This window comes from Mycobacterium paraterrae, from assembly GCF_022430545.2.
In the GTDB taxonomy this organism is placed as follows: Bacteria; Actinomycetota; Actinomycetes; order Mycobacteriales; family Mycobacteriaceae; genus Mycobacterium; species Mycobacterium paraterrae.
Window position 1 is genome coordinate 5,242,802 of the sequence record NZ_CP092488.2, and the last position, 20,054, is coordinate 5,262,855.

General features: G+C 61.1%; 18 protein-coding genes. 12 read left to right on the forward strand and 6 right to left on the reverse strand.

Annotated elements, in window-relative coordinates:
- Window positions 1–55: 55 nt before the first annotated feature.
- The 6 genes from MKK62_RS25255 (at window position 56) to MKK62_RS25280 (ending at window position 6,931) form a co-directional block, all read left to right on the forward strand.
- Window positions 56–1,336: an amidohydrolase family protein gene (locus MKK62_RS25255; RefSeq protein WP_240263183.1), complete on the forward strand. Its 1,281-nt coding sequence runs from the start codon at window positions 56–58 to the stop codon at window positions 1,334–1,336.
- Entirely contained in the window at window positions 1,329–2,123 is a 795-nt protein-coding gene (locus MKK62_RS25260; protein WP_240263182.1) for an SDR family oxidoreductase, read from the forward strand. Before MKK62_RS25255 ends, MKK62_RS25260 begins: the two co-directional genes overlap by 8 nt.
- Entirely contained in the window at window positions 2,117–3,589 is a 1,473-nt protein-coding gene (locus MKK62_RS25265; RefSeq protein ID WP_240263181.1) for an aldehyde dehydrogenase family protein, read from the forward strand. The genes MKK62_RS25260 and MKK62_RS25265 overlap by 7 nt, the downstream gene beginning before the upstream one ends.
- A 28-nt stretch (window positions 3,590–3,617) precedes the next feature.
- Window positions 3,618–4,781: an NDMA-dependent alcohol dehydrogenase gene (locus MKK62_RS25270; RefSeq protein WP_240263180.1), complete on the forward strand. Its 1,164-nt coding sequence runs from the start codon at window positions 3,618–3,620 to the stop codon at window positions 4,779–4,781.
- Window positions 4,782–4,921: 140 nt separating this feature from the next.
- On the forward strand, window positions 4,922–5,386 hold the full coding sequence (locus tag MKK62_RS25275; protein ID WP_240263179.1) for a hypothetical protein: 465 nt from the start codon (window positions 4,922–4,924) through the stop codon (window positions 5,384–5,386).
- A gap of 240 nt (window positions 5,387–5,626) precedes the next feature.
- Window positions 5,627–6,931, forward strand: a complete 1,305-nt coding sequence (locus MKK62_RS25280; RefSeq protein ID WP_240263178.1) for a cytochrome P450 — start codon at window positions 5,627–5,629, stop codon at window positions 6,929–6,931.
- A gap of 15 nt (window positions 6,932–6,946) precedes the next feature.
- On the opposite strand, the gene MKK62_RS25285 is transcribed toward MKK62_RS25280, so the two are convergent.
- Together MKK62_RS25285 and MKK62_RS25290 are read right to left on the reverse strand one after the other, a co-directional pair.
- On the reverse strand, window positions 6,947–7,837 hold the full coding sequence (locus tag MKK62_RS25285) for an alpha/beta hydrolase (RefSeq protein WP_240263932.1): 891 nt from the start codon (window positions 7,835–7,837) through the stop codon (window positions 6,947–6,949).
- Entirely contained in the window at window positions 7,827–8,756 is a 930-nt protein-coding gene (locus MKK62_RS25290; protein ID WP_240263177.1) for an SDR family NAD(P)-dependent oxidoreductase, read from the reverse strand. The genes MKK62_RS25285 and MKK62_RS25290 overlap by 11 nt, the downstream gene beginning before the upstream one ends.
- Window positions 8,757–9,481: 725 nt before the next feature.
- Between MKK62_RS25290 and MKK62_RS25295 the strand changes: the two genes are divergently transcribed.
- Window positions 9,482–10,750: a cytochrome P450 gene (locus MKK62_RS25295; RefSeq protein WP_240263931.1), complete on the forward strand. Its 1,269-nt coding sequence runs from the start codon at window positions 9,482–9,484 to the stop codon at window positions 10,748–10,750.
- Between the two features lie 7 nt (window positions 10,751–10,757).
- Here the strand turns inward: MKK62_RS25295 and MKK62_RS25300 are convergent, their stop codons facing one another.
- Window positions 10,758–11,615 carry an alpha/beta fold hydrolase gene (locus MKK62_RS25300; RefSeq protein WP_240263176.1) on the reverse strand — a complete coding sequence of 286 codons (858 nt, stop codon included), beginning with the start codon at window positions 11,613–11,615 and terminating at the stop codon, window positions 10,758–10,760.
- A 55-nt stretch (window positions 11,616–11,670) separates the two neighbouring features.
- Window positions 11,671–12,867: a cytochrome P450 gene (locus MKK62_RS25305; RefSeq protein ID WP_240263175.1), complete on the reverse strand. Its 1,197-nt coding sequence runs from the start codon at window positions 12,865–12,867 to the stop codon at window positions 11,671–11,673.
- Between the two features lie 106 nt (window positions 12,868–12,973).
- Here MKK62_RS25305 and MKK62_RS25310 point away from each other — a divergent pair, with 106 nt between their 5' ends.
- The 3 genes from MKK62_RS25310 (at window position 12,974) to MKK62_RS25320 (ending at window position 15,466) form a co-directional block, all read left to right on the forward strand.
- Window positions 12,974–13,786, forward strand: coding sequence for an enoyl-CoA hydratase/isomerase family protein (locus tag MKK62_RS25310; RefSeq protein WP_240263930.1), 813 nt, complete (start codon window positions 12,974–12,976; stop codon window positions 13,784–13,786).
- A 154-nt stretch (window positions 13,787–13,940) separates the two neighbouring features.
- The gene (locus tag MKK62_RS25315) at window positions 13,941–14,555 is read left to right on the forward strand and encodes a TetR/AcrR family transcriptional regulator (RefSeq protein WP_240263174.1); all 615 of its coding nucleotides are present in this window, start codon (window positions 13,941–13,943) and stop codon (window positions 14,553–14,555) included.
- Window positions 14,556–14,710: 155 nt separating this feature from the next.
- The gene (locus MKK62_RS25320) at window positions 14,711–15,466 is read left to right on the forward strand and encodes an SDR family oxidoreductase (RefSeq protein ID WP_240263173.1); all 756 of its coding nucleotides are present in this window, start codon (window positions 14,711–14,713) and stop codon (window positions 15,464–15,466) included.
- A 315-nt stretch (window positions 15,467–15,781) separates the two neighbouring features.
- On the opposite strand, the gene MKK62_RS25325 is transcribed toward MKK62_RS25320, so the two are convergent.
- Window positions 15,782–17,038 (reverse strand): serine/threonine protein kinase, encoded by a 1,257-nt coding sequence (locus MKK62_RS25325; RefSeq protein ID WP_350355737.1) that lies wholly within the window; start codon window positions 17,036–17,038, stop codon window positions 15,782–15,784.
- 395 nt (window positions 17,039–17,433) lie between these two features.
- Here MKK62_RS25325 and MKK62_RS25330 point away from each other — a divergent pair, with 395 nt between their 5' ends.
- Together MKK62_RS25330 and MKK62_RS25335 are read left to right on the forward strand one after the other, a co-directional pair.
- On the forward strand, window positions 17,434–18,714 hold the full coding sequence (locus tag MKK62_RS25330; protein WP_240263172.1) for an AAA family ATPase: 1,281 nt from the start codon (window positions 17,434–17,436) through the stop codon (window positions 18,712–18,714).
- Complete coding sequence (locus MKK62_RS25335; RefSeq protein ID WP_240263171.1) at window positions 18,714–19,397, forward strand: DUF4276 family protein; 684 nt, start codon at window positions 18,714–18,716, stop codon at window positions 19,395–19,397. The genes MKK62_RS25330 and MKK62_RS25335 overlap by 1 nt, the downstream gene beginning before the upstream one ends.
- 31 nt (window positions 19,398–19,428) lie before the next feature.
- On the opposite strand, the gene MKK62_RS25340 is transcribed toward MKK62_RS25335, so the two are convergent.
- Window positions 19,429–20,028: a recombinase family protein gene (locus tag MKK62_RS25340; protein ID WP_240263170.1), complete on the reverse strand. Its 600-nt coding sequence runs from the start codon at window positions 20,026–20,028 to the stop codon at window positions 19,429–19,431.
- Window positions 20,029–20,054: the final 26 nt, after the last annotated feature.

A 20,054-nucleotide genomic window follows, 5' to 3' on the forward strand; every position in this document is an offset into this window, starting at 1 on the left:
ATAGTTCCTCCGCTCTACTGATAATCTCGCTCTCAACCTCTGCGCAAGGAGACCCATGCAGCCCGAAGACATGATCCTGGTGAGCGTCGACGACCATCTCGTGGAGCCGCCAAACCTCTTCGAGGGCAGGGTCCCCGCGAAATACGCCGACGAGGCACCGCGAGTCATCCGCCAGCCCAACGGCTCGGAAGTGTGGACATTCAATGGTGCGATCGTTCCCAACATCGGCCTCAACGCCGTGGCGGGCCGCCCCCGCGAGGAGTACGGCATCGAACCGACCGCCTTCGACGAGATGCGGCCCGGTTGCTATGACATCCACGAACGGATCAAGGACATGGATGCCGGCGGCGTGCTCGGATCGATGTGTTTCCCGTCCTTCCCCGGCTTCGCCGGCAGACTCTTCGCCACACACTCCGACAAAGACCTCGCGCTCGCCGTCACCCAGGCCTACAACGATTGGCACATCGACGAGTGGTGCGGGTCCTACCCGGGGCGCTTCCTGCCGATGGGACTTCCCGTGTTGTGGGACCCCGAGCTGTGCGCCAAGGAGATTCGCCGCAACGCCGAAAAAGGCTGCCATTCGGTCACATTCACCGAAAACCCAGCGACGCTCGGGTTCCCCAGCTTCCACGACGACTACTGGGACCCGATGTGGCGAGCCCTGTCGGACACCGACACCGTGCTCTCCGTTCACCTCGGCTCGTCGGGCAAGATCACGATGACCGCCGACAACGCACCCATCGACGTGATGATCACACTGCAGCCGATGAACGTCTGTTCGGCGGCCGCCGACCTGCTGTGGTCACGGGTGATCAAAGAGTTCCCGAACGTCCGCTTCGCGCTGTCCGAAGGCGGCACGGGCTGGATCCCCTACTTCATCGATCGTCTCGACCGCACCTACGAGATGCACCACCTGTGGACCGGACAGGACTTCGGTAACCGGCTACCCAGCGAGGTCTTCCGGGAACGATTCCTCACCTGTTTCATCGCCGACCCGATCGGGATCAAGCTGCGCCACGACATCGGCATCGACAACATCGCCTGGGAATGCGACTACCCGCACTCCGACTCGTCGTGGCCGGCGGCGGCCGAGGAGTTGGCCTACGTGATGAGTGGACTGCCCGACGACGAGGTCAACAAGATCACCTACGAAAACGCCTGCCGGTGGTACTCGTTCGACCCCTTCGAACATCGCACCCGCGAACAGTGCACGGTCGGTGCGTTGCGCACCGAGGCCGGCGACCATGACGTCGAGATCCGCAGCTTCGACCACGGCCGATTCGAGCGCACTGCGGGCGCAACCCTCGGCTCGGTTAGCGCCAAACTCAATGTCTGACAACGCTAAACCGCCGCTGCGCGTTGCAATCGTCGGTGCCTCCGCCGGTCTCGGGAGGTGCATCGGCACCGGACTCGCGCAACGCGGTGCGCATGTGGCGCTGCTGGCACGTCGCTACGACAGGTTGGTCGACGCGGCCAAGGAGGCCGGCAACGGCGCCGTCGCGGTCGCCTGCGACGTCACCCGCGCCGACACCTGCGAGGCGGCGATGGCCGAAGTGGTCGGTGCCCTCGGCGGTCTCGACGCTCTGGTGTACACCACCGGCATGGGTGTGCTTTCGCCGCTGCGCGACATGACCGCCGAGCAATGGGCGCAGATGTTCGCCACCAATGTGACCGGCGCATCGCTGATCACCGCCGCCGCCGCGCCACACCTGGCCGCCGCCGCGGGCACGGCGGTGTACCTGTCGTCACTGAGTGCGTCCTACACCACGCCGTGGCCCATGCTTGGGGCCTACTCGGTGACCAAATCCGCACTCGACAAGCTCGTCGAGGCCTGGCGCATCGAGCACCCGGAGATCGGCTTCACCCGTCTCGCCGTCGGCGACAGCCTCGGCGGCAAAGGTGACGCCCAGACCGAGTTCAACAAAAGCTGGGACCCCGATGTCTTGGAGTCCGCCATCAGATACTGGATGGACAACAAGTACATGGTCGGTGGCCTTGTCGACGCCGAGCATCTCACCGACGTCGTCGACTCCGTCATCCGTTGCGGTAACAGCAGTTTCATCCCCTATCTCACGCTGGCGCCGCGCGCCTCCGACGCTGTGAAGGAACTTCGGCAATGGTGAATCACGAACCCCGGATGCTGATCGACGGCAAGCTCGTCGAATCCGAGACCGGTCGCCAATTCGACAACATCAATCCGGCCACCGAAGAGGTTCTCGGCAGCACCTACGACGCAACCCGCGCCGACATGGAGCGCGCAATTGCCGCGGCGCGGCACGCGTTCGACAACACCGATTGGTCACGTAACGGCGAAGCGCGCGCCGCCGGTCTGCGCCAGCTCCAAGAGGCGCTGCAAGCCGAACGCGAAGACCTTCGCAGCGAACTCATCTCGGAAGTCGGCTGCCCCCTGCTGTCGACGTATGGACCCCAGCTCGACGTGCCGCTCAACGAGGCGCTGACCTGGCCCGCTGACATGATCAGCCAGTTCTCTTGGAAGCGTTCGCTTCCCGACAAGGACGCGTTCGGCATGGGCAGCCTCACCACGCGTGAAGTGTGGAAAGAGCCGATCGGCGTCGTGGGTGTCATCACGCCGTGGAACTTCCCGCTCGAGATCATCCTCAACAAGATCGGGCCGATTCTCGCGATGGGCAACACCTGTGTCTTGAAGCCCGCCCCCGACACACCGTGGAACGCCACCCGCATCGGCCGTATTATCGCCGAGCACACCGACATTCCGCCCGGCGTCATCAACATCGTCCCCTCCTCAGACCACCTTGTCGGCGAGGTCATTTCGACCTCTCCACTGGTGGACATGGTCGCCTTCACCGGCTCGACAGCCACCGGCAGACGGATCATGGCTGCGGCGTCAGAAACGGTGAAACCCACCTTCCTCGAGCTCGGCGGCAAGTCTGTCTATCTGATTCTCGACGAGGACGGCGACATCAGCGGTGCGGTCGGCGGTAGCGCCTTCATCTGCATGCACGCTGGGCAAGGGTGCGCGATGCCCACCCGGCTGCTGGTGCCCAACACACGCTACGACGAAGCCGTCGAGATCGTCACGGCGGCAATGCAGAAGAACAAGTACGGTGACCCCACCGACCCTTCGGTGCTCCAGGGGCCGTTGGTCTCCAAAAAGCAGCACGAGCGGGTTCTGGGCTACATCGAGAAGGGCCGGCAGGAAGGTGCGCGCCTGGTAACGGGCGGCGGGGTTCCCAAGCATCTGCCGAAGGGTTACTTCGTCGAGCCGACCGTCTTCGCGAACGTCGACAACAAGATGACGATCGCCCAGGAGGAGATCTTCGGCCCGGTGCTGTCGGTGATCGGTTTCGACGGCGACGACGATGCTGTGCGGATTGCCAACGAATCCATCTACGGGCTGTCAGGGGTGGTGTTCGCCAGCGACCTCGAGCGTGCAAAGTCGGTGGCGAGCCGGATCAGAACCGGGACGCTCGGCATCAACGGGGGGCTCTGGTACGGCGCAGACGCGCCGTTCGGTGGCTACAAGCAATCGGGCATCGGCCGGCAATGCGGCATCGAGGGGCTCGAAATCTTCACGCAGACAAAGACTGTCGGCTGGCCGGCCGCCTGACCAGACTCCCCCTGACGAAAGAGGCACGATGAAGTCCAAAGCAGCGGTGTTGCGCGGCGTCGGCATTGACTGGGAGGTCACCGAGGTCGATCTCGACCCTCCTCACGCGGGCGAAGTTCTCGTCAAGATGGCGTATGCCGGCATTTGCCATTCCGACGAGCACTTCTACACCGGCGACAGTGTGCCGGGCGCGGACATGGAAGAGATGATGCGGGCCGCGGGCGTCGATGTGCCGGAGTGGTTCCCCATGCTCGGCGGCCATGAGGGCTCTGGCGTCGTCGAGGCGGTCGGGCCCGAGGTCCACACGCTCGCACCGGGTGACCACGTCGCCGTCTCGTTCTTCCCGGCGTGCGGTCGCTGTCGGTGGTGCGTGACTGGTCACACCTACCTGTGCGACGTCGGGGCGGACGTCTACAGCAAGGCGATGACGACCGATGGGACCTGCCGGCGGCATCTCAACGGTGAGAACCTGATGGCGATGATGCAGGTCGGCACCTTCTCCGAATACGTTGTGGCATCGGAGCGCTCGCTGGTCAAGATCAACGACTGGATCCCCCTGGAAGCCGCATCGCTGGTTTCCTGCGGTGTGACAACAGGTTTCGGCTCAGGTTCGGTCGCCGCCGGTACCGAGGCCGGTGACACCGTGGTGGTGATCGGGGTCGGCGGTATCGGGATGAACGCCGTCCAGGGCGCCAAGGTCGCCGGAGCCAAACACATCGTCGCCGTCGACCCCAGCGAGATCAAGCGAAGCCTCGCACCGACTTTCGGAGCCACCCACACCGCCGTCGACGCCGGCGCCGCTCTCGAGCTGGTCAAGGAGATCACCTGGGGCGTCATGGCCGACCGGGTCGTCCTAACTCCCGGAGTGGTGCCACCGGACTTGATCATGCTGGGCATGATGCTGCTCCGCAAGGGCGGCACGTGCGTGCTGACCGGCATGGCGAAGATCACCGACATGAACGTGCCGCTGATTTTGACCGACATGGTCAGCTCCTGCAAAACGCTCAAGGGCGTGCTCTACGGCGAGATGAACCCCCGCGAGGCGATGCCGAAACTATTGGCGATGTACGAGGCGGGCCAGATCAAACTCGACGAACTGGTCACCCAGACATACAAACTCGACGACATCAACGAGGCCATGAAAGACCTGCGCGCCGGCAATAACATCCGCGGCGTGATCGCGTTCAATTAGGCCGCACCCGCAGGGGCCAACGACGGAGGTTTTCACCCGTGAGATCAGCGGCAACCCGGGCCGACCACTCTCTTGACGCTGAGCCGATCGGTCGCGCGACTCGGCCTCGTCTTCTTGTGCTCGGAGACAACGAGTCTGAAGTGGTGGGTGCAGCGGGAGGACTGATCTTTGACTGGTCGTCCGGGGGCTGGGACGTCGTGGTGTGTCTAGCCGCGTCGGGCGATGAGAGGCCGTTGCGGATACTCGGCGTCACGTCCACGTCAGTGACGAGCGTCGACACCCTCCGGGAGGGTGCGCAGTGGCCCGACGCGATCATCGTGTCGCCACATGTCTACCGCGACAACATCGCAGTGCGTGACTATTTCACCCGAGCACTGCTGCGCAGCCAAGCAACCACCGCGATGTTCGGCGACGAGTGGCCCGTGGGGCTCGGCAAGAACATCGGGCAGGTGGCGTATCAGCTTGGTCCCGCCGCCCGCGCCTTCAAGCGTCAGGCGATGCTCGCGGCCGGGCTGACACCGACAGTGGTGGCCGCTGTAGAAACGCTACGCGGTCGTCGGCGAGATCTTGCTTCGGACCGTTTCGTCGCCGCCGCATCGGTGTAGAGCGTCCGACACCCTCGGTCACTGATGTGATCGCGGCTGAATGTACTGGCGGAATTGTCGCGGTGAGAAAATGAGCACGGTAATTCGCATCGATAAGCACTGGTCAGCGCGCATCGCTGCGAAAAACGAGGCCGCCGAGCGCAACGCTACGTTCGCATGTTTGCCGCCGCGTATTGATTTCGTCTCGACACCCCGAGAACCTGAGTCGGTGAAGACCCGTTCTCGGCTTGCTGCAAACCAATGAGTCTCGCCGCCCGGGCGCGTAATGCGTCAGCGCTGGCCGATCCGCTGGCCAGCGCCATCCGAATGAACATCGGCGGGGCAATCCGCACTCGCAGACGGGGACTTCGAGGGTGGACCGGAGCCGTCAACACCGATTACGACCCGCTCGACCCGGCTACTGCCGCGCAGCCTCACGAAGCCTATCGAGCGCTGCACAACGGTGGACGGGTGCATTACAACCCTCGGCGCGCTACGTGGATCCTGCATCGGCTCGAGGACGTCCGAGCCGCACTGCGCGACACCGACTTCGTCACCAGCAGCCAGGGTGTGACCCGAATGCGGATCGCCGCCGACCTGGTCGTCGTCACCGACGGTGAGCAGCACAGCAGGTTACGCAAACAGGTCCAACCGGCGTTCACCAAGCGCGCGTTGGACAGCTGGCACGACATCGTCGACAAGCTTGCTGTCGAACTCGTCGACACGATGATCGCCAATCCCGGCGGCGACGCGGTGCAGCTGCTGACGATCCCCATGCCGTTGCGGGTCATCGCCGCCATACTCGGCGTCCCCGACAGCGACATCGCTGACTTTCGTCGTTGGTCCGAACGCAGTGTGCAGGTGATCGACTTCGTTCCCACGCCAAAGGGAATGCTGAAGGTCGCGAAATCATTGGGCGGCGCCATCGCGCTGCGACGCTATTTCTTGCAGCAGCTCTCCGCCGGGCACCTCAAAGACTCCGACACCGTGCTGGGCCGCTTGGTCGAACACAACACCGAAGGTTCGTTGACCGACGATCAGCTGTTTCTCATCGCGATCCTGTTGCTCATCGCCGGAAACGAAACCACCACAAACCTTCTCGGCGGCATGCTCGACACCTTGGCCAATGATCCGGCGCTGTTCGACAGACTCCGGGCCGAACCCGAGTTGATTCCGATGGCTATCGAAGAACAGCTCCGTTACACCTCCCCCATCCAAAACCTGTATCGCTACACCCGGGCGGACTACCGGGTCGGGTCGGTGACGATTCCGGAGGGTTCACGCGTGCTGTTGTCCTTCGGCGCCGCCAACCGTGATCCCCTCGTTTTCGACGACCCGGACACCTACCGCGTCGACCGCAATCCGCGAATGCACGTCGCGTTCGGCTACGGCGCCCACATGTGTCTCGGTGCGCCGTTGGCCCGGCTCGAGGCACACGCCGTGCTGAGGGAACTCGTCAACCGGGTCTCGCAGATCACTCCGACCGCTCCCCCGACCTGGTCGACCAACAGCTCACTACGTGGACCGACGTTCTTGCCATTGACCTTGAAGGCGGCAAGCGGCTAGCTGGGTGAAGAATCGTCAGGCGATGAATGCTTTTTCGAGTGCGGCGCATTGCCGATCGAAAAAGCTCTGCGCCACTGGGGTTTTGGCGGCGACGATGTCGAATCCGTGGAAAGCTCCTTCGACGACGTCGAGCTCACAGCTCACATCCGCGGCGCGCAGCCTGTGCGCATATTCCACGTCCTGGCCGTAGAGCGGATCCACCGTTCCCACGCCCATCCACGCGGGAGGAAGATTGGATAGGTCGTCGCGCCGCGACGGCACAGCAGCCTGGCGATCGGCGCCCTTGAGGTACGCCTGCCACCCCAGCCGATCGCTCTTTTCGCTCCACATCCGGTAGTGCGGACTCTCCAGGCCCGGGCGACTCGACGGACGATCATCGACCATGGGGTACACCAGCAACTGGAACAACGGCATCACTTCGCCGCGATCGCGCGCCAGCAGCGCCAGCGCGGCCGCCAGACCGCCACCCGCACTGGCGCCACCGATCGCGATCCGACCCGGATCCACGCCGGACAACCGGGCCAACCACGTCAGCGCTGAGTAGCAGTCCTCCAATGCGGCCGGAAAGGGATCCCTTGGAGCGAGCCGATATTCGACCGATGCGACCGGAACGCCCACGCGCTCAACGAATCGTTGGCACAGCTTGTCGTCCTGTGCCGCTGTTCCGATGACGTATCCGCCGCCGTGGATCCACAACAGTGCGCCCCCGTGCGCGCACTCACGCTGGGGCGGGTAGAGCCTGATCCCCGCGCTTGACGTGATCGTGAGGACCTCGACACCCTCGCGCGCGGACGGGACGAATCGGGTCAGGCGGCGGATCGCCGGCAGCGTCACTTTGTTGAACGGCGACCGGGGAAGCACCCGGGCGATACCCCTCAAGTCGGGGTGGTAGCGATCAGATCGGATACGTGACACCGGTCAACTCCTCCGACACAGTCCACAATTGTTTCTGCACTTTTTGGTCGTAGGACTTCTTGCTGGAACGGACGAGCGTCGGGTAGCCCGCCATCTCCAGGAATCCATCCGGTCCCCAGTACTGGCCACCGTGCACATCGGGCATCGTCGCGGCGTACAGCTGTGGCAGTGCGCCCTTCGCGGGATCCTGGCCGATGAAAAGGTCCGAAAACTTCATCATCGTCTGGACCGGTTTGCCCATGTTGCGGAAGAGATCGGACTTCGTATAGCCGGGGTGCGCGGTCACCGTGATCAGTGGCGCGCCCGATGTGACCAGCCGCCGATGAAGTTCGTAGCAGAACATCAGGTTCGCCAGCTTCGACTGAGCGTAGGCCAGCGCGCTGCTGTACCGGCGCTCCCACTGGAGATCGTCGAAATGGATGGCACCGCCGAGCTTGTGGTCCAAACTCGCCACGACAACCACTCGGGCGCCGTCGACGCCGAGCATGTCCTCGAGTAGCAGTCCCGTGAGCGCAAAGTGGCCGAGGTGGTTGGTGGCGAACTGCAACTCGAACCCGTCAGGCGTCGTCGTCTTGGCCGGGAATGCCACCGCGGCATTGTTGATCAGCAAGTCGATCCGCGGGTGCGCGGCTCGGAGTTCGGCCGCCGCGGCGCGCACCGATTGCAACGAGCTCAGATCGAGTTCTTGGACACTCACGTCGGCGTCGGGCGCCACGTCGAGAATGCGCTTGCGGGCGGCCTCTCCCTTGTCGACATCGCGTACTGCAAGGACTACCGAGGCGCCATGTTCGGCGAGTGCGCGTGCAGTGTCATAACCGAGCCCGGTATTGGCGCCGGTGACGATCGCGACCCGCCCACTCTGGTCGGGTATGTCCGATTGGGTCCACTTCCGTTTTTGCGCGGCAAGCATGCGATCAGGCTGATGAAGATCACCGGTGAGGTCAATGCGGCGCAGCGAAGTTGATAATCGATTCTCCCGACGCAGCTCGTCGCTCTGCTCATCATCAGTCCCGGAGCAGGCACTTTCGACGATAATTTCTCCTGATGCCATCTCACTGTGCGAGAAGTGTTCCACCTGGTCGCATTTGCAGGCAGCATTGACCAACGGCGCGGCCGCCTATCAGATGACCGAGACTGCTGATCACACCCCTCAGTCGTTCACGTTGTGATGTCGCCTCTTTCGAACCAGCGAAGGATCCGACGTAAAACACTCATACATAGAATGTCTTAACATTCTCAAGCAAAGTTCAGGCGGAACGGTTCCTGTCGATCAGCAGCAAGTCATTGTCGCTGTGTGAACTAGGGATCCGAGCGGGATGACGATGTCACGTTGTACACAGCCGGAATCCGCGGCGCCGCAGTGCAGCTCAACGCGCGACTCTCGCGACGCACGTCTTCAGGACATGACTGGGCGACTCAACGACGCCCGGTGCCAAGATGGACGGGACTTCAGTTCGACCTTCAACTTCAGTTGACGGTGCGACATTTTATGAATTACTGTCTCATTCTGAGGTCGAGTTCACATGACAGGGTGGCTGTTGAACACCGACCAGCGCATCACCTAGGCCCCACGATGCCGCGGCTGACGCTCGAGTGGGAGTCGCGCGGAAAGTCCTTCACGCTAGGAGAACAGCGATTTCTACCCCGACATCGAGTTCAGCGCGCCAGTTTCATCGTCACAAAATCTCATCATCGACGTTCTGGGAGTCGCCTTTTGAGGAACGCGATCAAGTGTTCGCCGAACTCCGTGCCGAAGACGGCCTTACCTGGCACGAGCCGTTCGACTCTCCGTTTCCACACGAGGAGAAAGGCTTTTGGGCTGTCACCAAGCACGCCGACGTCAAGTACGTGAGCATGAACAGCGACATGTTCGTCTCTAGCGAGGGCATCTCGATTGAACCGATGCCCGCCGAGATCCAGCGTGCGACTGCCTTTTTCCTGACGATGGACCCTCCTGAGCACACGCGGTACCGGCGACTGATCAGCAGCGCATTCACCCCACGGCAGGTGCGCATGATCGAGCAGCAGATCCAAGACAACGCCCGCGAGATCGTCGACCACCTCATCACCGTTCTGCAGGACGGGACGAAGGTCGACTTTGTCTCCGAGTGCGCCTGCAAGCTGCCGATGCACACCATCTCCGACATGATCGGCATAGACCGCTCCGACCGGGACGCCATCTTAGCTGCGGCTGAGGCGTTGTCCGGCGCGAGCGACGACGACTACACCGCAGCCGAAGACAAAGCCATCCACATGATGACGCAGTTCGGGGTGCTGACCCAAGCGGGCATCGACCTCGCGCGTCGACGCCGTGTGGAAGGCCGCGACGACCTGATGACCAACATCGTCAACGCTGAAGTCGATGGGCACCGCCTGACCGACGAGGAGATAGGAGCTTTTCTCGTCCTTCTGTCAGTGGCTGGTAGCGACACGACCAAGCAAGCAACGTCTCACGCCCTCAAGGCGTTAATGGACCGCCCCGAGCAACTGGCCTGGCTGATGGCGGATTTTGATAATCGCATCGACACCGCAATCGACGAATTCGTCCGATGGGCCACTCCCGTCCTATCTTTCGCGCGGCAGGCTGTCGTCGACGCCGAGGTCGGCGGAACCCAAGTGAGGGCCGGCGACAAGCTGGGCTTGTTTTATTGCTCGGCGAATCGCGACTCGGCGGTATTCGATGATCCACACGAGTTTCGCCTGGAGCGGACACCGAACAATCACTTCGGCTTCGGCGGTGGCGGCACGCACTTTTGTCTCGGCAGTCAACTCGCACGAATGGAGCTGCGCAGCCTGTTCTTTGAGCTCCTTACACGGCTACCCAAGGTGACGGTCGGATCGCCGGAGTACCTCAGCAGCAGTGTCATTCATGGTGTCAAGAGGATGACGATCCAGCGCCTGTGACCGCCGGCTATTCGCCGAGATTCTCATCGACCCAGTCGACGATTTGCGGTGCGAGTTGCTTCCAATTCGTCCATACCGACACGCCGTTGTCCCGGCTGTCTTCGAACCGGTCGAGGAACTCGCGGTCTCCCCAGACGGGGTCGATGATGTGGGCGTTCTTGAGATTCGCGGCGAGGCGTTCCGATGTCGCGCGGGTGTGGTAGTAGTCGCTTTCGCCGCTGCGGAACACCAGTACCGGCAGTGTGATTGCCGCAGCTTCCTCATCCGAGAGGCCTGCGACCAGTGGGTCGCCACATGCGCAGTAAGCGTGTGCCCAGCGTTCCATTGTTTCGATGAACGTCTTTTTGTCCTGGGCGAGGAATCGCTCACGGTTGCGGGGATTCCGTTCGATGACCTCTGCCCAGGTGGGCAGATCCGCTACGTCAGCCATGGTCCCGTTCCACGCTGCCCGGATCGAGGGGAAGTTGTAGACCTCGGCCAGCGACATGCTGCCGAATGCGCCGCCACTGACCCACCACATGACAACGGCTCGCGCGATTTCCGGATGTCGCGCCGCGGCGAGCAATGAGATCCGTGCGCCTCCGGAGCCGCCGACCAAGACTGTCGGGCCGAGGTCGAGATCGACGATCAACTGGGCAAGCGATTCGGCCTGCATCACCGACTCCGAGCTGCCTTCGAAGCACACCGCGGACGCGCCGCAGTTGAGCCGGTCGTAGATTACGACCTTCTTGCCGCGATCTGCGATCGCCTCCGCCAGCTCGCGCACACCCCCAGCATCTTTGCTGAAACGCCCACCGCCAGTGAGGATGTAGGGCTCACCGTCGCCGATGATTTCGTATTCGATCTCGAGCTCACCCTGATGCACGACTGGCATTGTTACCTCTCACATCCGAATTGCACGCGTCGGCACGCGCTCCCTGTCACACCGAGATCGGCACGCTCGACGGCCCGCGCACCGAGCTGGTGTGAACGAATTTGACGTTCGACTCGTCGACGGCCCATTCGGGGAAGCGCTTCAACGTCTCCTCCAAAGCCACCCTGGCCTCGAGCCGGGCCAGCGCCGCACCCAAGCAGAAGTGCGAGCCGTGCCCGAAACTGACGTGGCGGATACCGGTTCGTGTCACGTCGAAGTCGTCCGGCCGCTCGTACTGACGCTCGTCACGGCCTGCCGCGCCGGTCAGTAAGACGACCTTTGCTCCAGCCGGAATGACGCTGCCGTGAAAACTGGCGTCGCGCAACGCGAACCGCCCCTGAACCGGAGACGGTGCGTCGTACCGAAGGAGCTCTTCGACAGCGCCGCCGATCAACCCGGGATCGGCCACCAATTTTGCGCGCTGCTCGGGATTGCGCGCCAGCGTGAGCGCCGCCCATCCGAGAAGTCTCGCCACCGTCTCGTTGCCCGCGACGTTGATCATCGCGATGAACATCAGCAGCTCTCCGTCGTCAAGTCGGCGCGGTTTCGCGTCGGGCAGCACAAGATCCGAAGTCATCAGATCGCTGACAATGTCGGTTGCACTCTGCTCTCGACGCAGGTCGATCTGCTGCTGGTAGTACGCGTAGAGGTTGACTGAGGCCTGGATTCCCTCGGCGCTGAGTTCGGTACTCCCCTCATCGCGGTGCAACTGCGCGTCCGACCACTCGCGCAAGTTGTCGTGATCTTGTTCGGGGAAGCCGAGCAGCGAGCTGATCACCATCACCGGAAGTTTGGCCGAGAAGCTTTCGACGAAGTCGAACCCACCGGTGCCGACATAGCGATCCAGATAGCCCCTACAGAGCTCGCGGATGTGATCCTCGAGTTCGGCGACCCGGCTGCGAAAGAACGTGCGATTGACCATCTTTCGCAGGCAGGTGTGGTCGGGCGGATCCATCATGATCATGGGTTGGGGCGCAGGCAATGCTTCCTCGCTGATGGTGTCGAGAATAATGCCGTGTTCAGAGGAGAATGTTTCAGTGTCCAACGACGCCGCCATGACGTCGTCGAATCGGCTCAGCGCATAGAAGTCGTGCTCCGCGTTGTAGTACAGCGGCGCTTCGTCCCGCATCCGTTTCCACACCGAGTACGGCTCGACGTGCAAAGCGCGGTCGTAGGGGTCCCAGCGCAGATCCGTCGTTGTCATCGGCACCGTCCTTCCGTTTGGAACAGTATTACAGAAAATGTCTCACAGAATCATCAGTGCGTTAACCTTTTCAAAGCCAGGCAGACCAACAGCGGGAGGTAAACAGGTGGAGACGCGACAGCTGGGCCATGTCGTCTATGAGAAGGACGGGGCAATCGCGCGCATCATCCTGGATAACGCCGATCGCGCCAACGCCCAAACCTCTGAGATGGTCCATGGCGTCAATCAAGCGCTCGACGACGCGCAGTACGACTACGACATCAAGGTCGTCATCATCAAAGCCAACGGCAAGGGATTCTGCTCGGGTCACATTCCCGACGGCAGTTACCCGGAGTTCAAGGCCGAAAGCGAGGCGTCCGGGAAAATATGGCGCTCGGCGGCGCAGCTGTTCTTATGGCCAGTGCTCAAGCTCTGGGAGTTTCCCAAGCCGGTCATCGCGCAGGTCCATGGATACGCCATCGGTGGCGGCACGACCTGGGCCCTTATTCCAGAAATCACCGTGTGCAGCGACGACGCCTGGTTTCAGATGCCGCTAGTTCCCGGCTTCGGGCTTCCCGGATCGGAAACCATGTTCGAGCCATGGGTGTTCATGAACTACAAGCGCGCCGCCGAATACCTTTACACCGCACAGAAGATCACCGCGGCACAGGCACTCGAGTTTGGACTGGTGAACCGAGTCGTGCCGAAGGATCAACTCGAGGCGGAGGTCGAAGAGCTGGCGGCGAAGATCGCCAAGGCGCCGCTGATCACCCTGCAAGCGACCAAGGCCGGGATCCTACGTGCCTGGGAGAACATGGGATTCAGGACGCATCAGCAAGCCAGCAACGACCTGCAGGCGGTCGTGACCGGTTCGAAGGAATTCATGGACTACATGGCCGAACTGATGAAGAAGGCGGCCAAGCCGGCGGACCGCGTCTAAGTGCACGAAATTCGTTGCGATCGCACCGTTTCAGGCGCCTGAACGTCGGGCCGGTCCGGTGTTACGTCGAGAAGGCAGAAAGGCATCCGTGCCGCGTACGATGCGAACGGTGCGGGGAGGCATGCAGCAGCATCCGAAACGATAAGGGAAAGTAATGGCGACTTCACAGGCGGCGGCAGAGGTCGAGAATCCGGACGAACGGGATCATCGGCGCGATCAAATCCTTGAAGCCGCTTCCGTGTGCTTCGGCCATCTGGGTGTCCAGCGCACGAACATCGCCGACGTAGCACGGGTGGCCAATCTGTCGCGCGCAACGGTGTACCGCTATTTCGAAGACCGCAAACAACTCGTGGAGGCTGCACTCAAGTTCGGGGCCGAGAAGTTCTACCAGCAGGTCGCCGAGGCGATGGCCGAAAAGTCCACGCTGGCAGAGCAAATGGGCGCCATGGCGCAGGTCCACGCCACCATTCTGCGGGACCATCGAACCCGCAGCGGTCTGATGTCCGAGGACACCGAGCTGATGCGGCACCTGATCACCGACGGTGACGCGGCGGTCCGGCGCTCGATGGAGTTTCTGTTGCCCTACGTCAGTCAAGCGCAAGTGCGGGGTGAGGTCGGCCCGAGAGTCGACGTACGAGCGGCGAGCGAGTGGCTGGCGCGCATCATCTACTCCTTCTCGGCGATAGACAAGGCGCAGACTTTCGATATCGCCGAGCCTGACGCGGTCGGCAGGTACGTTGAGGCATTCGCAATCAACGGTCTGCGCTGATCTCGACCCGCTTCACACCCAAGACGGCGATACAAAGTTTGGTTTGGCGTCTCTTCGAGGTCGCGCTGAGTTCTCCGGGTGCACCAGGCGGCGAGGTCGAAGGACACAATGAACATCATCGGTGGCAAAGCGCAGTCATTGCACGAGAACTCGCGATGAACGGTCCCGATCTAGAGGGCCGGCGCATCGTTGTGGTGGGCGCCTCGGCCGGTATCGGCCGGGCTTTCGCGGGCCGCGCGATAGCCCAAGGCGCTCGACTCGTCGTCGTAGCGCGTCGCGAGTTGCCTGCGGAGGTACTGGCCGACGCCGTTGCCGCGACATCGATCTCTGCCGACATCCGAATTCCGAGCGACTGCGCACGCATCGGGCGAACATCGTCCGAGGCGCTTGGCGAAGTCGATCTGCTGTTGATCACGGCGGGATACGCGCCGTTGCGGCCGTTCTCCGAGGTCGACGCGGACGATTGGACCAAAGTGCTGACCACGAATGTGATCGGCGTTCATCAAGTCATCCGGGCACACCTTCCCGTGTTAGCCCCCTCTGCCGTGGTCGCGGTGTTGTCATCTGACTCGGTCCGCCATCCCTATCGCGCGCTCGGCGCCTACTCCGCCAGCAAGGCCGCGTTGGAGCGAAGCTTGGTTGCCTGGCGGCTCGAACACCCGGGGCTTCGATTCAGCTGCGTGGAGATCGGTGCCACCGTTCCGACTGACTTCGTCTCCGAATTCGACCCTGAGTTGCTCGGAGTTGCTGCGGGTGAATGGATTTCGCGGGGGCTCGTGCCAACGGTTCACATGAGCCCAGAGGGCGTGGCCGACACTATGGCGGGCATCTTCGCCAGCGCACTGGATAACCCGAACGTCGGGGTTGACCACCTCATCCTCAGATCCCCCGCCGCCCCGATGAGCGTATGAGCGGTCGGTGTTGGCCAAAGAGCACGCCGACTGCGCCGCGCTCGCCGTCCACTAGGCGCCATACGGGCCATAAGCGGGCGTTTTAAGTGGGGCGGGCGGGGCTCAAACCCGCGACCAACGGATTATCAGAGTGCTCGACCTGGAGTTTGGTCATCAACGGTAGTGGTGGCAACTAGTTGGCAAAGGGGTTAAGCAGCTGCGCGACAACAGGTCTCAGCAACGCGAAATAACTGAAGGAAACTGCTATTGATTAGTGCTCTGCGGACCAGCTGCGGACTGGACGCTACTCACGCCGCACTCGACAGCGTTGGTAGATCAGGCGCTCTGACGGTCCAAAAATCTTTTGAGAACCAACTTCGTAACCGCGTCGGCCAGACCCTGGTCGAACGCGCCGCCACGCCAGATTTCCTGCCCTTCTGCAGTAACTACATACTCGCTTGGCCCACGCGGATCCACCTTGAACTCATTGAAGTCCGGCTGCTGACCGTCAAGCGTAATCGCGAGACTGGTTGCGCCCCACTCTTCGTCAGCCGTGACTGTCACCTTGTAGCGCGTCTGCCATCGCTGTAGGCCCTTCGACGTAGCGAACGCCTCGACAGTTCGGTTCATCGAGGTCAGTAACGCGTGCAGTTTCTGACGCCGCTCTTGTTGAGCCGGCAGGTTACGGCTAAGCGCAAACTCGTCGACCTGGGCAATCAAGCGATCGAGATCATCGCCATCTTCTGTTTCACTCGTCATCGCTCTCTCCAAGTCGGCAACCAATTCCGGTGCAGTCGCGTAGCGTGCGGAAAGCTCTGGCCTGAACGCCCGGTCGAGGACGCGCATTAAGCGCAGGCGCTCACGCTCGCCAAGGTGATTCTCCAGTGCGGCGCGAACCTCAGGACGTTGATGCGGCATCAACCCATCGGAGTCGAGTAAGACTCTTGGCTCCAAGCCCGTCACGGTATAGAGGAAAACTCCTGCAAGCTGAGTGACATCGCTTGCTGACCCACGCCCTCCGAAAGCATGCTCGGGGAGGCGAAGAAATCTGTTGCCGACCTCTTCTTCAATTTGAGTCAAGTCATCCTCGTCCTCGTCGTTGAACGACAGCCCGAAGTCCACGAGCACCGGCTCCGTTATGTCGCCTGCCCGCAGGACTACGTTGGCAGGCTTCACATCTCGGTGGGTGACGTTGTTCTGGTGGCATAGATGTAGAACGTCTGCCAGGGCCGCCACGCAAGTGAGCGCGGCTTCCATGCCCACTGGACCATTTCGTCGCACGAAAGCTTGGAGATTCTGGCCGTCAATGTATTCCAACGCGAGATACATCGGTTTGCTGCGATCGGCCCAGGTGTCGGCATTGTCGTCAAGCAAACGTGGAGGTCCGAGACCCTCCAGTGTTTCGTAGGCCGCGGCCTCTCGCCGGAATCTACGTCTTGCTCTTAGATCGTTCTCACGATGTCGGTGAAGCGTCTTCACGAAAGCAATCACTCCACTTCCGTCTCGCGACGTGGCGACGAACGACGCCCCTTGGCCACCCCGAAACGAAGGTCCCTCCTGACGCTCCCATCGCTCGTCCCATGGTTTCGACACATGGCCAGGGTAGTTGTCTGTTACTTCTCGATGCGAACGAGTCCACTTGGGCGTTTAGCGGGATTTACTTTGTTGGCGGGGTTTAGAACTTCGCTGCTCACAGCGTTGTCGGCGCTGGCACAAGCTTGCGCGAAGAGAAGCTACTGTGGACGGGCTGCGGACGCTACGCGAAACCCATTGCTTTCGAAAGCAGCCACGCAGCTGTTCGAGCGGAGCGGCGGCTGTGGGGGGTCCCGCCCAATTTCTTTTACACCGTCTTGGCCCTACCGACTGACCAGCAAACCGTGACAAACCCTCCGCTTTCGCAGCGGCCGAGAGGCCGCACCGCAAGCTGTAAGCGGAGGTTCGCTGAGGCGCGTTAGGCTGACGACGTGCGATTCACTCAACTTGGGTTCGTGGGTTTCAAATCCTTGCGCGACATCACGTGCGAATTGGATGGCGTAACGGTGATAACAGGACCTAATGGTGCTGGTAAATCCAATCTCGTCGAAGGTCTGACATTTCTATCGGAATGCTTAGCCTATAGTTTAGAAATTGCAGTAGCGCGAGCTGGCGGCTACGAAAATATTGCTTTTCGCGGTACGAATCAGAGCTCAGAGACCGTCACCTGCTCGTTCGAGGTTGACTTTACGCTTTCAGAGGTACTCCGATCGGCTCGACGGATACGAGCGCGATACGGCCTAGACCGACCTAACGACATAGCGCAATCAATGAAATACAACTTCACTATAGAACATCCCCACGATGCTGATCCATCAGAGTTCAAGATCATCGAAGAAAACCTCGAGATCCGCGATGCTGAAGGGCTTATCCTCAGAATGACTCGCGCGGCGAGCAACCTGCCTAAGTTCTGGCGCTCGAAACGTATGAAGAGTGCTCGATCGGCTTTATATCAAGCCCTCTATCCACTCTCGGATGATGACTGGATTAGATTCACAAAGAACGCGGTCAGCGAATCCACACTCGCCGTGTCAACTATGACATTTAGCGGTTCAATGATCGACATTATCACTACAACTTTAGGCCAAGCTCGCGTGTTCCAGTTGAGTCCCCAACAGTGTCGGCAGCCGGGTGTCTCGACGCCGAACGCGCGACTAGATCGATACGGTGATAATCTGCCAGCTGTCGCTGACTATCTACGAAGGCATCGGCCTCAATCGTGGGCTTTGATCGAAGACGGAATGCGAACGATCCTTCCCCAGCTAAGCTCCATCGATACAACATTTGCTCAAGATCGAAGATTGGCGCTAATCTTCCGAGAAACCGGGCTGGAGCAGCCCTGGAACGCAAACGAGGTTTCCGACGGAACCGTCCAGGTACTGGCTCTTTTTGTCGCGCTGTTCGACGATCGTTTCCCCCTTCTCATCGTAGAAGAGCCCGAGAATGCGTTGCACCCGTGGATTCTGCGACACTTCCTCGACCTCTGTCGGCTACATAAAGATAAGCAGATTCTTCTTACGACGCATTCGCCGGTGGTGATTGACTATACATCGCCTGAGAATCTGCGAATAATGTGGAGCAACGGTGGAGAGAGCCACCTTGCTAGTGTTTCCGAGTTAAACCCTGATGCGATTGCCTTATGGAAGTCGGGCGAAGTGCGTAGCTTTGAAATCTTCGACTCGGGATTGGTCGAGGAATACTTGCCTGAAGAGTACACGACGGAGCTATCGAGTTAATGAAAATCGCTATCTTGACCGAGGGAAAAAGTGAATTTAAATCGCTACCTTTACTCTACGAACAACTGCATCAAAAAATGCCCGTCCGGACTCAATTGCTAAGGCCATTGAAGATAAACGCGACGCCCGACGCACCTCCTCTGCAGATAGTCGCCGCATGCCGAGCACCGCTCGCGATTGCGGCGCGCGACGCGGACAAAGCAATAATACTATTAGACCGAGAAACGCAAGATGACTGCCCTGGTCAAATCGCATCTGCGTTAGAAACGGGCCTAGCGCGCATTACGAACATCAGAGTTCACGTCGCGCTCAAGGATCGGAAATATGAAAACTGGTTGATATCAGACTTAGATGCCTTGCGGGCATACCCGGCAAGATTCAAAGTCGATCAACCAATCACAAAGCGCGTTGTCCCCGACAAAGCTGACAAGATAGATGCCGAATCGGAAATCGAGCGTATGGTTATACGAGCCCATTATGACAAAATTCGAGACAGCGATCGCATCTGTCGAGCTGCCTCTATAGACTCAATGGCTGCGAACAGCAGGAGCTTTCGGCATTTTTTACATTTGCTTCGATACGATCCCTACCGTGAGCAGTGCGCCCGGCCCGCTGGGCGAAGCCAGATCACGCGGGCGGACGGGGAGCCGCTAAAACGGACTGCGTGCATTACCGCCGGCTGAAAGCAGATACATTCGACGCGGCACGCGGACGTTACTCTGGCTTTTCAGCGAGTGCACGGTACACGGTCGCTCTGCTTACTCCGAGGGTCGTCGCGATTGTCGACGCCGACTCGCCGCTGGCGTGCATTCGTTGAGCGAGGGCCGATTTCGACCTATCAAGAACTTTCGGACGCCCAATGGATTGCCCCCGAGCCCGGCGCGCTTCGCGCGCGGCAGTGCGTCGCTCACGCCCAAGTTCTAACTCCAATTCAGCGAGGCTGGCCAGCACGCCAGCCACCATCCGCCCGGTCGCGTTCGAGGTGTCGATGCCCTCCCTCAGCGACCGCAGCACGATCCCACGCTCACTTAGCTCCCTAATGGTCGTCATCACCTCTGCTGAGTTGCGGCCCAGACGGTCGATGCCGACCACGACGATGGCGTCGCCCTCGCGGGCGTAGTCCAGTAGGGCCGCGAGGCCGGGGCGCTGTTCGCGGGTGGAGGTGCCCGACAGCTTGTCGGAGTAGACCCGAGCGTCATCGACGCCAGCGGCGGTCAGAGCATCGACCTGCTGGTCGAGTGACTGGTGCCCGGTGCTGACGCGGGCGTAGCCCAAGACGGTTCCGGTAGATGCGGGCACTGTGTGTGTCGACATGCGTTTAGCGTCTCAAAAATATCATA